Source organism: Kitasatospora sp. NPDC059160 (assembly GCF_042755465.1).
GTDB lineage: Bacteria > Actinomycetota > Actinomycetes > Streptomycetales > Streptomycetaceae > Kitasatospora.
The window spans coordinates 1-12,514 of sequence record NZ_JBHZCN010000081.1 but is presented as its reverse complement, the minus strand read 5'-3'; the positions used below and the strand labels follow the sequence as shown (position 1 = coordinate 12,514).

The following is a 12,514-nucleotide window of genomic DNA, read 5'->3' as shown; positions in this document are numbered from 1 at the left end:
CGCCTCGTACGCCGATTCCTCGTACGCCGCCTACTCGTACTCCGGCTACTCGGCCTCGACCACGACCGTCAGCTCGGCCAGCGCGGCGTCCAGCGCCTCGCCCACCTCCTCGGGACCGTCCCCGACCGCGATCACGTGCCCCAGCCGGTCGTACGCCTCGCGGACCGGCCGCACCGCGCGCCCGGCGGCCGCCGTCACGGTGACCCGCTCCACCCCGGCGACCGCAGCCGCCCGCTCGACGCCCTCGACGGCCGTCAGCCGGCCCTCCCCGGCGGCGATCAGGAACCGGATCCCGGCCGAACGGGACCGTTCCGGGGTCAGGTTCAACGGCAGCCCGGCGGCGGCCCGGATCTGCTGGTCCAGCAGGTCGATGCCGGTCGCGGGCCGGATCAGCTCCGGGATCATGCCGCCGGCCAGCCGGGCGTTGATCTCGATCACGGCCGGCCCGTCGGCGGTCAGCCGCAGTTCGACGTGCGCCGGGCCGCGCTCCAGGCCGACCGCCTCCAGGGCGCGCCGGGCGGTGTCGGCCATCGCCGCCGCCGTCTCCTCGGGCAGCACCGCCGGGAACAGGTGCCCGGTCTCCACGAAGTACGGCAGCTCGCTGACGGTGCGCTGGGTGATGCCGACGCAGGAGGTCCCGCCGTCCGCCCGGAACATCTCGGCGCTGAACTCCGGCCCGGTCAGGTACTCCTCCACCAGCACCGTCCCGGCGCTGGCCTGGCCGCGCACGTTGCGGGTGACGGCCAGCAGCTTGCGGGCCTGCTCGGCGACGGTGGCGACGTCCTCGCACCAGAGCACCTCGTGCGAGCCGGACTCGTCCACCGGCTTCACCACGCAGGGCAGGCCCACCGCCGCGACCGCCGCCTCGACCTCGGCCGGGTCGCGCACCTCGGCGAACCGGGGCTGACGCACCCCGTGCGCCAGCAGGGTGCGCCGGGTCGCCGACTTGTCCCGGCAGGCGGCCAGCGCCGCCGCCGGGTTGGCCGCCACGCCCAGCCCCTCGGCCAGTGCGGCCGACTGGACCAGGTAGTACTCGCTGGTCGTGGTCACGCCCGCCACCTCGCGGTCGCCGGCGGCCACCTCGGCGGCCTTGCGCAGCGCCTCCGGGTCGTCGGTGTCGCAGACCACCACCCGGGCGCCGGTCTCGGCCAGGCCCTGGTAGCGGGCCGGGTCCACCACGAACAGCACCGGCTCCAGGCCGAGCCGCACGGCCGTGGTCAGCGCGAGCATGCCGGTGCCGGTGGTGTTGGACTCCACGAAGAACAGCAGCGGGCGCTCCCGGCGGGAGATCCGCGCGTACGACCAGGTGCTGACCAGCTCGCCGTAGCGGACGGGGGTGGGCTCGGTGGCGATCACGGGGGTCCGGTCGGCGCCGGCCTCCGCGGCGGTGCCGGACACCACGGCGGTGCCGGACACCACGGCGTCGGCGGCGTACACCGTCTCCACGTAGCGGTCGCCGCGGTCCGGCATGATGCCGACCAGCTTGGTGCCGGGCGCGGCGTGCGCCGCCAGGTGGGTCAGCACCCGGTAGACCGAGCCGGAGGTGTTCCCGGCGAAGATCTTCTGCTCCCGGGCCAGCGCCCGGGTCGCGTCGAAGGCCTCGTCGTCGGAGAGCCAGTGCACCTCGTCGATCAGCCGGTAGTCGATGTTGTCCGGGTAGAGGCTGTTGCCGAGGCCGGACTGGCGCCGGGTCGGTACGTCGGGCTGGCCGAACAGCACGCTGCCGACGGCGTCCACGCCGACCACCGTCAGCTCGGGGAAACGTTCCAGCAGGGCCCGGGACGTCCCGCACAGCGAACCGCCGCTGCCCACCGAGCCCACCACCACGTCCACCGTGCCGAGGTCGTCCACCAGCTCCTCGGCCAGGCCCCGGTAGGCCGCCGGGTTCTGCGGGTTGGAGTACTGCTGCGGCCAGAACGCGCCCGGCAGACCGGTCATCAGCTCGGCCAGCAGGTCCAGCCGGGCCGACTGCCAGCCCTGGTCGCCCATCGCCGACACCACGTGCACCTCGCAGCCCAGGGTGCGCAGCTTGGCCAGGGTGATCGGGTCGATCCGCGGGTCGGTGACGATGTGCACCGGGTGCCCGAGGTGGGTGCCCACCAGCGCCAGGCCGAGCGCCATCGTCCCCGAGGAGCTCTCCACGATCGGCGCCCCGGGCCGCAGGGCCCCGGAGCGGCGGGCCTCGGTGACGACCTGCCGGGCCACCCGGTCCTTCATCGCGAAGGTGTTCGCCAGCTCCAGCTTCGCGTACACCTCGACGCCCTCCGGCGCGGGCACCCGCAGCCGGACCAGTGGCGTGTGGCCGATGGCGTCGACGATCGATTCATGCCGCATCAGCAAGCTCCATGTCCTGAAGGGTGAGGGCCCGGACCGTGGTGGTGGTGCCGGGCAGGGTGGAACAGGCCGCCAGGGCGGCGGCGAGCCGGGGCCCGTGGTCGGCGTCGTTCTCGTCCAGCAGGACGCCCAGCAGGGTGCCGCTGTGCGCGCACACCACCCCGGCGGCGCCGACCCGTTCGGCGATCGCCAGCACCGCGTCCAGGTTGCGCTTGGGCGCCAGGCGCTGGTTCAGCACCGCGCTGCGGGTGGTCACCGCCCCCACCCGCGCGAGGTCCCCGGCCCGCAGCGCCGCACCCAGCTCCGCCAGCAGCTCCGCGTACTCGGCGCGCTGCGCCGGGGAGAACACCTTCGGCACCCGGTTGAACGCCACCGTGTCCAGCAGCCCGCCCTCGTCCACCGCGACCACGGTCGCCTCCGGCAGGCCGCCCAGGCGCTCGCGCAGCCGCACCTCGCGGTGCTCGAAGGCCACCACCTCGGGGTGCATCACCCCGTCGGTCGGCTCGATCGGGCGCAGCCAGCGCTCCACCTCGGCGGGCGAGGTGTCCAGGCCCACCGCGGCGCCGACCGCCCGCACGGTGGCCACCAGGTCGGCCGAGGAGCTGGCCATGCCCTTGCCCACCGGCAGGTCGCCGTCCAGCAGCAGCACCCCGCCGGCCGGGCGCCCGCAGGCCGCGAGCATCGCCTCGGCCACCCGCCGGGTCTTGGTCTTGTGCGAGGGGAACACCCGCAGCGGGCCGCCCGGGTCGAGCCGGAAGCGGGCCCGCGCCCAGCGGTCCACCGGCAGCGTCACCAGGAACTCCTGGCCGCCGGGCAGGGCGCCCTGGAGCAGCTCGCCGAAGGTGCCGAAGGCGCGGGCCGAGCCGGTGCGCAGGTCGACGCCGGGGCGGGGGGAGGCGAAGGACGGCCGGCGCGGCGGCGGGACGGCGCCGGCGGACGGGGCCGCCGCCGGGGCCGGGCGCGCGGCGGAGGGCGGGCGCGCGGCGGAGGGCGGGGTCACCGCTGCGCCGGGGAGTCCGCCGGGGCCGCGAGCAGCGCCGTGACCTCGTCCGCGGCCGCCCCCGCGACCGCGGCCCGCTCCGCCCAGCACTCGGTCAACCGCTCCTGCTCGGCATCGAGTTCGGCGAGGGTGGCGCGGACCTGGTCGGGGTGGGTCGAGCCAACCGAGGTCTTGGCGCGCAGGCCCGCCTCGACGCTCAGCGAGGCCGCCAGCAGCGCCTGCGGCCCGGCCAGCCGGTGCCCGGCCTCCTCCGCGACCGCCGCCAGCAGCGCCGCGTCCCCGTCGGCCGGGGCCAGGCCCTTGTCCAGCGCGGCCTTGATGTAGCGCCCGGCGATGATCTGCGCCGTCCGCCAGGGCACGCCCTCGTCCAGGGTCAGCCGGTTGGCCAGGGTGAAGCCGCCGAGGAACTCGCCCTCGCAGGCCGCCCGCATCCGGTCGGTGCGGAACACCAGCCCGGTGACCACCGCGTGCGCCAGCCGCAGGGTCGAGCGCAGCGCCTCGGTCTGCACCCGCAGGTGGGCGCCGGCCTCCTTGGACACCTCGACGGTGTTGGTGTACGGGGTGTTGCGCTGGGCCGCCGCCAGTTCGGCCGCGCTGCCCGCGACCAGCGCGCAGCGGCCGCGGATCCGCTCCAGCACGGGGAAGTTCTTCTTCTGCGGCATCGCGGCGGAGATCCCGGACAGCTCGTCCGGGAGGTCGAGGAAGCCGTGGGCGCTGCCGCCCCAGGCCATCAGGTCGGTGGTGAAGCGGCTCAGCGCGACGGCGAAGTTCGCCGCCTCGGCCGCGATCGCCAGCGCCCAGCCGCGCGAGGCGACGGCGACCAGGGCGTGCGGCTGGGGCCGGGCGAAGCCGAGCAGCCCGGCCATCCGGGAGCGGTCCCAGTCGAGTTCCTGCCCGGCCATGCTGCCCGCGCCCAGCGGGCAGGCGTCGATCTCGTCGTACGCGGCCAGCAGTCGGCGCACGGCGGTCAGCGTCTCGCTGGACAGCGCGGCCAGGTAGAAGCCGGGGCTGATCACCTGGGCGGCCTGGGCGTGGGTGTAGCCGGGCATCGGCACCTCGACGGCGCCCGCGGCGAGCGCCCGGACGGCCGCGTCGAAGGCCAGCAGGTCGGCGGCCAGCGCCCGGACCTGCTCGCGGGCGGACAGCAGCTGGGCGCAGACCTGGAGGTCGTTGCGGCTGCGGTCGGCGTGCCAGGCGGCGAACGGCGGGACCGGGCCGGCCGCGACGTGCCGTTCCAGGGCGAAGGAGATGTCCGACATGTTCTCGCTCGGGTTCGCCCGGATGCCGTCCTGGTCGACGGTGTCCAGGCGGGCGGCGATCGCGGCGGTGCCGGGGCCGTCGACCAGCTCCATCCGCCGGTACTCCAGCAGCAGCACCTTCTCGATCGCCACGTAGTGCCGCAGCAGGTGCTCGGCCTCGTAGGCGAACTGGGGTGCCAGCACCTCCTCGTGCCACACCTCGCTCGGGATGCCGACGATCCGACCGGTCACCGTCATTGCGTGCTCCTCAGAAGAACCGATGGGGCGGACCGGCCCTCGCCCGGACCCTCCGGCCCGGCCGGTCCGGGGCTGCCGGTGGGGAAACTCTCGGCCCGGCCGTCCCCGCCCGCGCCGGATGCCGGGCGGGCGGCGGGGGTCCGACCGGTGGCAGGTGCCGGGCCGGTGGCGGGTGCCGGGCCGGTGGCGGGTGCCGGGCGGGCAGCAGGTGTCCGGTCGGCGGCGGCCGCGGGCAGGCCGAACAGCGGGGCGGCCGGCTCGGCGAGACCGGCGGCGAGCAGCGCCAGGTAGTCGTCGAGCAGGGCGCGCGCGGTGGCGGGGGCGAACAGCTCGGTGTCGTACACCAACCGGGCGGCGCGGTCGGCCACTTCGAGCAGCAGGTCGTCCTCGGCGTACCCGCAGGGGGCGCCGAGCTCGCCCTCGGCGAGGGTGAACGCCAGCTGGTGGACGGGCGCGCCCGGCGGCTGCCCGGCGGACGGCTCCGCCTGCTCCGCGACGTCCTGCAGGTCCTCCAGGTCCTCCAGGTCCGCCAGATCCGCCAACTCCGCGACGGGCAGCTCCTGGTGCTGCCAGGCGGCCGAGGCGACGTCCCGGACGCGCTCCACCAGCGCGGCGAAGGACGGGTCGCCGGAGGTGTCCAGCCGCAGCACCACCTGGCCGGCCAGCGCCCCGACCAGCGACAGCGTCTCGGGGCCGCGCCGGCCCGAGACGGGCACGCCGATCAGATGGTCGGTCCGGCCGGAGCGGTGGTGCAGCAGCGCCGCGTAACCGGCCAGCAGCACCGGGGCCGGCGACCCGCCGAGCCGGCGGGCGCCCGCCCGCAGCGCGGCCGCCAGACCGGACGGGAACTCGGCGCGGACCTCGGCGCCCGCGAAGGCGCGGACGGCCGGGCGGGGCCGGTCCAGCGGGAGGCCGTGCCCGGACGGCCGTCCGGCCAGCCGGGAGCGCCAGAACTCGGCCGTGTCCGCGTGGGGTTCCGGCCGGTCCCGTTCGAACTGCCGGTCCTGGTCGTACCGCCGGTCCCGCCCGCGCCGGCGCGCCCGCTCGTACCGGTCCCGCCCGTGCTGCCGGTCCGCGTGGTCGGCGAAGTCCAGCAGCCGGTCCGGCAGCACCGGGGCCCGGCCCTGCTCCTCGGCGGCGCACAGTTCGGCGAGTTCGGCGTTCAGCAGGAACAACGAGGCCGGGTCGCAGACCAGTTGGTGGGCGACCAGGACCACCGCCCAGTCCGCCTCACCGAGCCGGACGGCGACGGCCCGCCACAGCGGCGCCCGGGCCGGGTCGAAGGGCAGCACGGCAGCCTGGTCGGCGATCTCGGCGAGCCGCTCGGCGCGCTTGCCGTCGTCCGGACCGCTGAGGTCGGTGAACTCCACCGGCAGGTCGATCCCCGGGTGGACCACCTGCCGCAGCTCGCCGTCCAGCACCCGTACCGAGGTCCGCAGCGCGGTGTGCCGGGCGGTCAGCGCGGCCAGCGCCGAACGGACCTGCTCCTCGTCGACCGCGGCGTCCAACCGGAAGGTGTCGGCCACGTGCTGGAGCAGCAGGCCCCCGGAGCGCCGGCCGGTCCGCCAGACCAGTTCCTGGCCGTGGGCCGCCCGGGCGATCCGCGCCCCCTCCGCCCCGGGCCCGGCCGACCCGGTGGTTCCATCCGCCATCGCAGTTCCTGACCTCGTCGTTCCAACCGTCGCGGACTGGGGCCTGCCTGTCTCGGGGCCCCCTGCCGGGGCCCGCGGCGTCACGCCACGGGGCTCCCGATCCCGGCACGAACGGCCCGGCTGATCGCGTCCAGGTTGTCGTCGAGGAAGAAGTGACCGCCCGGCAGGACGTGTCGGGCGAACGGTCCGGTGGTGTGCGCGGCCCAGCCGGCCGCGTCCTCGGGCCGGGCCGAGGCGTCCTCGTTGCCGACGAAGGCGGTGATCGGTACCGGCACCGGCGGTTCGTCACCGCAGTCGTAGGCGTCCAACCAGCCGAAGTCGGCCCGGCAGACGGGCAGGACGAGTTCCAGCAGTTCCGGCTCGTCCAGTACGAAGGCGGGCAGGCCACCGCCGCGCACCAGCCGCTGGAGCATGGCGTCGTCCGGCAGTGCCGACAGGCCGTCGAAGATGTCGTCGCCCCGCGGCAGGTCGGGCCGCGGGCAGCCCGACACGAAGAGGTGGAGGGGCAGTTCGGCCCCGGACCGGCGCAGCCACCGGACCACCTCGAAGGCCAGCAGGCCGCCCATCGAGTGGCCGAACAGCGCGTACGGGCGGTCGGCCGTGGCCGCGACGGCCTCGGCGATCCGCTCCACGTCGACGGCCGCGGGCTCACCGAGGCGGCGCTCCCGGCCCGGCAGGGCCAGCGCGGCGACCTCGACCTCGGGGCCGAGCGCGGCCGGCCAGCGGGCGTAGATGGACGTGGCGCCGCCCGCATAGGGGAAGCAGACGAGCCTGACCGGCGCCTCCGGACGCAATTCTCGGGAAACGAACCATTTGTCGGGGAGTATCTGGCCGTTCACGGGCGCCATCCAGGAAGTCCGGCTTTTGGCCCGAGGTCGTCCGGAAAGTCCATGGTCTCCGAAGCGGCCTTTCTGGAAAAGATGTCAGAACTCATTCGATCCGTCACTGGATCGCCGCTCTGCGGAGGCCGGTCGTGCCGCCTGGTCGGTTCTGCCATCGAGGATGATGAATAGTGTGCCGATCAACCGCTGATGACTGTACCTCAGCTGAGTGAGCACGCTCAATAGTTGGCGATAACCGGCCAGCGGGCGGCAGCGCCCCCTCCCGAATGGGTCGATTCGACAACCCGCCCACCGCGCCCGGGAATCGGGGCGCAACTCGCGGGGAACTCCCATTGGCTTATCCGGCGGCGCCCCGTACGGCACGGCCCGGCGGCAGGCGGGCGCCGACCGGGCGGGGGCCGGACCGGACCGGGCGAGGGCCCCCGCCGCCCGGGCGGTCGGTCCACGAACCCGACCGCCCGGACGGCCGCTCGGCGAACGGGCGTTGGCGCGCCGGGGCGTCGGGGCCGTCCGGGTTGTCCGGGGCGTCCGGGGCGTCCGGGGCGTCCGGGCCACGGGCTCAGGACACCAGCGGCGCCCCCGCGACCTCGGTCAGCGTCACGGTGCACAGCCCGCCGCGCTGAACCTGCACGTCCGTGACCTCCAACTGGGTGCCGGGCAGCAGGATGTACTCCTCCTCCCCCGTGAACGCCGAGAACCGCTGGATGCCCGTGGCGCGCAGCGGCCGCACCTCGAACAGCGTCCGCTTGCCCCGGCTGCCCAGGAAGGACTTCGCCACGCCCGGCTCGGAGGTGCAGGAGGACACCCCCCACCACGTCACCGTCCGCCCCAGCGGGTACTGCTTGCGCAGGTCCAGGGCCACCCCGCGCCAGAGCGGCTCCGTCCGCACCGGCAGCTGCGACACCGCCCCGAACAGCAGCCGCAGGTACGGCAGGTACGGCACCAGCCGGGCCCGGTCCGGGGAGCGCAGCACCGCGTTGATCTCCCGGTAGAACGCCGACTCGCAGGTGTACAGGTACAGCGCGGCGATCGCGTCCGCGGACAGCCCGTCGGGCACCCCCGGGCCCCCGCGCCCGTCCGCCCGACCGGCCACCTGCCCGGCCGCGCGCTCCGCCGCCCATTCGTCCGCCCGCCGCCTGCCGAACTCGTGCGACGACGTGACGTGCCGGTCCAGCCCGCGCAGCAGTTCGGCCACCGGGGCCACCGCCTCCCGGAAGTCCATCAGCGGCGTGTCGAACACCCCGCTGATGGCCGGGAGATCGAGACCCTCGTCCTTCACCCCGGCGAGCCGGTCCAGGTACAGCTGGTGCAGCTCCATGGTGGACGCGATGAACGCGCCCATCCGCTCGGCGACACCGCCGTCGGCGCCCCCGGCCGCGGCCGCGGCGGCGTCCCAGCCCTTGCTCGGCAGCCAGTCGATCCCGTCCGCGCCGAGCGAGGCGAGCGCGGCGTTCACCGCGGCGAAGTGCTCGTTGTCGCAGAAGATGTCGCCCTGGGCCGCCGGGTTGGCGTGGTCGATGTGCCGGACCTCGACCCCCGGGTACTTCTTCTCCAACCGCTGCACCACGCTCTTCAAGCTGCGCGCGTGCGCACCCCACCAGGCGAAGACCACCCCCCGGTCCTCCTCCCCCGCCTGCTGCTTGGCCCGCAGGATCTCCTCCACGATCCGCTCGGCCACCGGCCGCCAGAACCCGGTGTGCTGCTCCGGGCCCATCGCGCCGTCCGCGCTGGCGGTCAGCGCCGCGTTCAGCAGCAGCACGCCCTGGGTCAGCATCGCCTGGAACCACTCCGGCGGCTGGACCGTCTCCTCCTTCTTCAACAGCGCGCGGATGTCCGCGATCGGCGTCTTCTTGGGTATGCCGTACTTCCACATCGCCGCGGCCTTGATGATGCAGCGAATGCTGATCACCCGGCCGAACTGGCTGTCCTTCCAGTCGTGGAAGGCGTTGTCGAACATCGCGATGCCGGTGGCGCTCTCCGGGCGCGGGTACGGGTTCTGCCCGAAGACCACCACCTTCCACCGGTGCGGGGCGTGCGGCTTGAGCGCCTGGAAGGTCAGTTCGCGGACCGGCACGACCTCCGACCCGCGCTCCGGGCCGATGAACGAGGCCGCACCGGGCTGCGCCTCGATCACCGGCTTGAGCACCGGGAGCCACGGCTCGCCGCCGCCCCGGAACAGCTCCGCGAGGGCCAACGGGTCGTTCGGGTCGTTCGTTCCGGGCTGGTCGGTGGCGGAGGTGTCGGCAGCGCTCATGGTGGTACTCCGGGCTGGTCGGGTCACGGAAAGGCGTCGAATGACGGTCCGTCAGCTCTCCGGCGGACGACACCTTCCTAACAGCCCGCACCGACATTCCGACCCGTCGCTCCACCCGACGGTCCACCCGGCGCTCCACCAGCCCGAACGGCCCCGGACGGATTGTCAGTGGCACCCGCTAGCGTCGGATTCGACCGGGAGAACGACACGGAGAACGACAGGGAGAACCCCTCCCCGTACGAAAGGAGTTGCCGCATGACGACGGACCGCGCGCAGTCCCCGCTCAGGGTGGTACTGACGGACCTCAACGCCTCGGTGGTCGAGTCCTGGCGGGCCGCCTTCGCCGACACCCCCGGCATCGAGATCCGGCAGGGCTCGATCCTCACCGAGCAGGTCGACGCCTGGGTCAGCCCGACCAATTCCAAGGGCCGGATGGACGGCGGGGCGGACGCCGCGATCAAGCGCCACCTGGGGGCGGGCATCCAGCTGAAGGTGCAGCGGAGGATACGCAGCGCCCACGCGGGCACGCTGCCGGTGGGCAGCGCGGTCTGCGTGCCCTCCGGTGCGGTCAACCCGAAGTTCCTGATCTCGGCGCCCACGATGCAGACCTCCTCGCAGAACGTGAGCGAGACCTTGAACGTCGCCCTCGCCTGCGCCGCCGCCTTCCAGGCCGTCCACCGGCAGAACCTGCTCGTGCCGGACAGCATCCGGTCGGTGGCCCTGGTCGGCATGGGCGCGCAGACCGGCCGGGTGCCGGCCCGGGTGTGCGCCAACCTGATGTGGACGGGCTACACCCTCTTCCAGGACCACCGGTTCGAGGACGACGACGAGCTGCGCGCCACCATCCTCGCCCAGCTGGACGACCTGGAGCAGGCGCCTGCCACCACCCGGGTCCGCATCGCGACGCCCCCGGCCCGCAGCCGCTCCGGGCGGTAGTCCGTTCCGCCGGCAGTTCCGTCGAAAGCCCCGCCGGCCCTCAGGCCGCGCCGAGCGCCAAGCGGATCCAGCGCTCCGCCTCCACCGTCGCCGTCGCCACGTCGAAGGCCTCCGGCGCGGCCGCCGCCTGCACCACCAGCCCCTTGAGCAGTCCCACGAAGGCGAACGCGAAGGCCCCGGCATCCACCCCTGCGCCGGGACCGACCCCGGCTCCGACCTCCACCCCTGCGCCCGCCCCGGCCCGCAGCTCCCCGTCCGCCAGGCCCTGGCCGACCACGTCCGCCACCCAGCCGCGCGTCCGGGCGTCCAGCTCCGCCACCGCCGGCGTCAGTTCGGAGGTGCCCGCCAGCGCCTCGGCCCCCAGCACCACGAAGGCCCGGCCCAGGTCGGTCGGGTGCCGCACGCCCTCCAGCACGCCCCGGGCGAAGCGGCACAGCTCCTCCGCCGCCCCGGCGCCACTGCGCTCGGGCGCGGCCGCCGCCATCGCCTCGGCCAGCGCCTCCTCCTGCAGCCGGGCGAGCAGCGCGGCCTTGGAGCCGAAGTAGTGGGTGGCCAGCCCCCGGCTGAAACCCGCCTCCTCCCCCACCCTGGCCAGGGTGACCCCGGTGCTGCCGTGCTCGGCGATCAGCCGGGCGGCGGCGGCGATCAGCGCCGCCTCGGCGTGGGCGCGCCGTTCGGCCTGGGTGCGGCGGGGCGGGGGCCCCTGCGGAGCGGTCGCGCGGGTGTCCGGGTCATCGTGCGTGGGCATGGCACCATGCTAGGGTTGAACTTGCTTGTTGGCCAACAAGCAAGTTTGGGATGACGGAGCACTCCCCCGGCCCCGCCACCCCCGGCAGAAGGGAAGTCCCGATGACCGCCACGATGCTCGCCGGCCGCCTCGACGTCACCAAGGGCGCGTTCGCCGTCGAGGAGGTGCCCGTCCCGACCCCCGGCCCGGGCGAGGTGCTGATCAAGGTCGAGGCCGCGGGCGTCTGCCTCTCCGACGTCCACCTCATCGACGGCACCCTCAAGCCCTTCCTCCTCGACGGGGACAAGGTCACCCTCGGCCACGAGGTCGCGGGCACCGTGCACACCCTCGGCGAGGGCGTCACCACCGCCGCCGTCGGCGACCGGGTGCTGCTCCAGGCCGGCGAGACCCGCAACGGCCGGGTGCACACCCGCGGCGTGGACTACGACGGCGGCTGGGCCGAGTACGCCCTCGCCACCGCCACCACGCTCGTCCCGATACCCGACGAACTCCCCTTCGAGCAGGCCTGCTTCATCCCCGACGCGGTCTCCACCCCCTGGGCCGCCATCACCGGCACCGGCGCCGTCCGACCCGCCGAGCCGGTCGGCGTCTGGGGCGTCGGGGGACTCGGCGCCCACGGCGTCCAACTGCTGCGCGCCATCGGCGCCTTCCCGATCGTCGCCGTCGACCCGCTCCCCGCCGCCCGCGAGCGCGCCCTCGCCTTCGGCGCCGACGCCGCCCTCGACCCCACCGACCCCCGATTCGCCGACCGCCTGCGCACGGCCACCGCCGGCCGTCCCCTCGCCGCCGCCTTCGACTTCGCCGGTGTCGCCGCCGTCCGCGAACAGGCCGTGGCCGCCCTCGGCGAACGCGGCCGCCTGGTCCTGGTCGGCCTCACCGACAAGCCGCTGACCATCACCAAGGGCACCATGGTCAGCTACCTGCGCCAGCAAATCCTCGGCCACTACGGCTCCGACGGCCAGGACGTCATCGACCTGGTCGACCTGGTCCGCGGCGGCCGCCTCGACTTCGCCCGCTCGGTCAGCGGCACCTTCCCGCTCGCCGACGCCGCCCGCGCCGTCCAGGCCCTGGAGCGCAAGGAAGGCAACCCCATCCGCCTCGTCCTCAAGCCCTGACCGGCGCCCCCGCACCTGCCCGACTGAGCCGGGCACGGCACCGGGCCGGGCGCCCCCCCCGCCGCGGCCCGCCCCCCCCCCGGCGACAACACCGGGGGCAACAGCCACAACCGCGGCGACCGCGGCACCCGCCCCGG

9 protein-coding genes are annotated in these 12,514 nt (G+C 75.0%); 2 read left to right on the top strand and 7 right to left on the bottom strand.

Annotation, left to right across the window (positions count from 1 at the left end; genetic code table 11):
- Positions 1-45: 45 nt before the first annotated feature.
- From ACFXOZ_RS29760 to ACFXOZ_RS29735, 6 genes are all read right to left on the bottom strand, one after another.
- The gene (locus ACFXOZ_RS29760; protein ID WP_380593321.1) at positions 46-2,334 is read right to left on the bottom strand and encodes a pyridoxal-phosphate dependent enzyme; all 2,289 of its coding nucleotides are present in this window, start codon (positions 2,332-2,334) and stop codon (positions 46-48) included.
- Positions 2,324-3,334, bottom strand: a complete 1,011-nt coding sequence (locus ACFXOZ_RS29755; RefSeq protein ID WP_380593320.1) for a kinase — start codon at positions 3,332-3,334, stop codon at positions 2,324-2,326. The genes ACFXOZ_RS29760 and ACFXOZ_RS29755 overlap by 11 nt, the downstream gene beginning before the upstream one ends.
- A complete protein-coding gene (locus ACFXOZ_RS29750; RefSeq protein WP_380531851.1) occupies positions 3,331-4,830 on the bottom strand; it encodes a lyase family protein in 1,500 nt (499 codons plus the stop codon). The genes ACFXOZ_RS29755 and ACFXOZ_RS29750 overlap by 4 nt, the downstream gene beginning before the upstream one ends.
- Positions 4,827-6,482, bottom strand: coding sequence for a condensation domain-containing protein (locus ACFXOZ_RS29745; RefSeq protein ID WP_380593319.1), 1,656 nt, complete (start codon positions 6,480-6,482; stop codon positions 4,827-4,829). The genes ACFXOZ_RS29750 and ACFXOZ_RS29745 overlap by 4 nt, the downstream gene beginning before the upstream one ends.
- Before the next feature lie 80 nt (positions 6,483-6,562).
- Positions 6,563-7,321: a thioesterase II family protein gene (locus tag ACFXOZ_RS29740; protein WP_380593318.1), complete on the bottom strand. Its 759-nt coding sequence runs from the start codon at positions 7,319-7,321 to the stop codon at positions 6,563-6,565.
- A 562-nt stretch (positions 7,322-7,883) separates the two neighbouring features.
- Entirely contained in the window at positions 7,884-9,578 is a 1,695-nt protein-coding gene (locus ACFXOZ_RS29735) for an ADP-ribosyltransferase domain-containing protein (RefSeq protein ID WP_380593317.1), read from the bottom strand.
- A 255-nt stretch (positions 9,579-9,833) separates the two neighbouring features.
- Here ACFXOZ_RS29735 and ACFXOZ_RS29730 point away from each other — a divergent pair, with 255 nt between their 5' ends.
- Positions 9,834-10,514, top strand: coding sequence for a macro domain-containing protein (locus ACFXOZ_RS29730; RefSeq protein WP_375890546.1), 681 nt, complete (start codon positions 9,834-9,836; stop codon positions 10,512-10,514).
- A gap of 40 nt (positions 10,515-10,554) precedes the next feature.
- Here the strand turns inward: ACFXOZ_RS29730 and ACFXOZ_RS29725 are convergent, their stop codons facing one another.
- Entirely contained in the window at positions 10,555-11,262 is a 708-nt protein-coding gene (locus ACFXOZ_RS29725) for a TetR/AcrR family transcriptional regulator (protein WP_380593316.1), read from the bottom strand.
- Positions 11,263-11,363: 101 nt separating this feature from the next.
- On the opposite strand from ACFXOZ_RS29725, the gene ACFXOZ_RS29720 reads away from it, so the two are divergent.
- The gene (locus ACFXOZ_RS29720) at positions 11,364-12,377 is read left to right on the top strand and encodes a zinc-binding dehydrogenase (protein ID WP_380531836.1); all 1,014 of its coding nucleotides are present in this window, start codon (positions 11,364-11,366) and stop codon (positions 12,375-12,377) included.
- Positions 12,378-12,514: the final 137 nt, after the last annotated feature.

Coding starts and splice junctions, on each gene's coding strand:
- ACFXOZ_RS29760 (WP_380593321.1), bottom strand. CDS start 2,334: ATGCGGCATGAATCGATCGTCGACGCCATCGGCCACACGCCACTGGTC.
- ACFXOZ_RS29750 (WP_380531851.1), bottom strand. CDS start 4,830: ATGACGGTGACCGGTCGGATCGTCGGCATCCCGAGCGAGGTGTGGCAC.
- ACFXOZ_RS29745 (WP_380593319.1), bottom strand. CDS start 6,482: ATGGCGGATGGAACCACCGGGTCGGCCGGGCCCGGGGCGGAGGGGGCG.
- ACFXOZ_RS29735 (WP_380593317.1), bottom strand. CDS start 9,578: ATGAGCGCTGCCGACACCTCCGCCACCGACCAGCCCGGAACGAACGAC.
- ACFXOZ_RS29730 (WP_375890546.1), top strand. CDS start 9,834: ATGACGACGGACCGCGCGCAGTCCCCGCTCAGGGTGGTACTGACGGAC.
- ACFXOZ_RS29725 (WP_380593316.1), bottom strand. CDS start 11,262: ATGCCCACGCACGATGACCCGGACACCCGCGCGACCGCTCCGCAGGGG.
- ACFXOZ_RS29720 (WP_380531836.1), top strand. CDS start 11,364: ATGACCGCCACGATGCTCGCCGGCCGCCTCGACGTCACCAAGGGCGCG.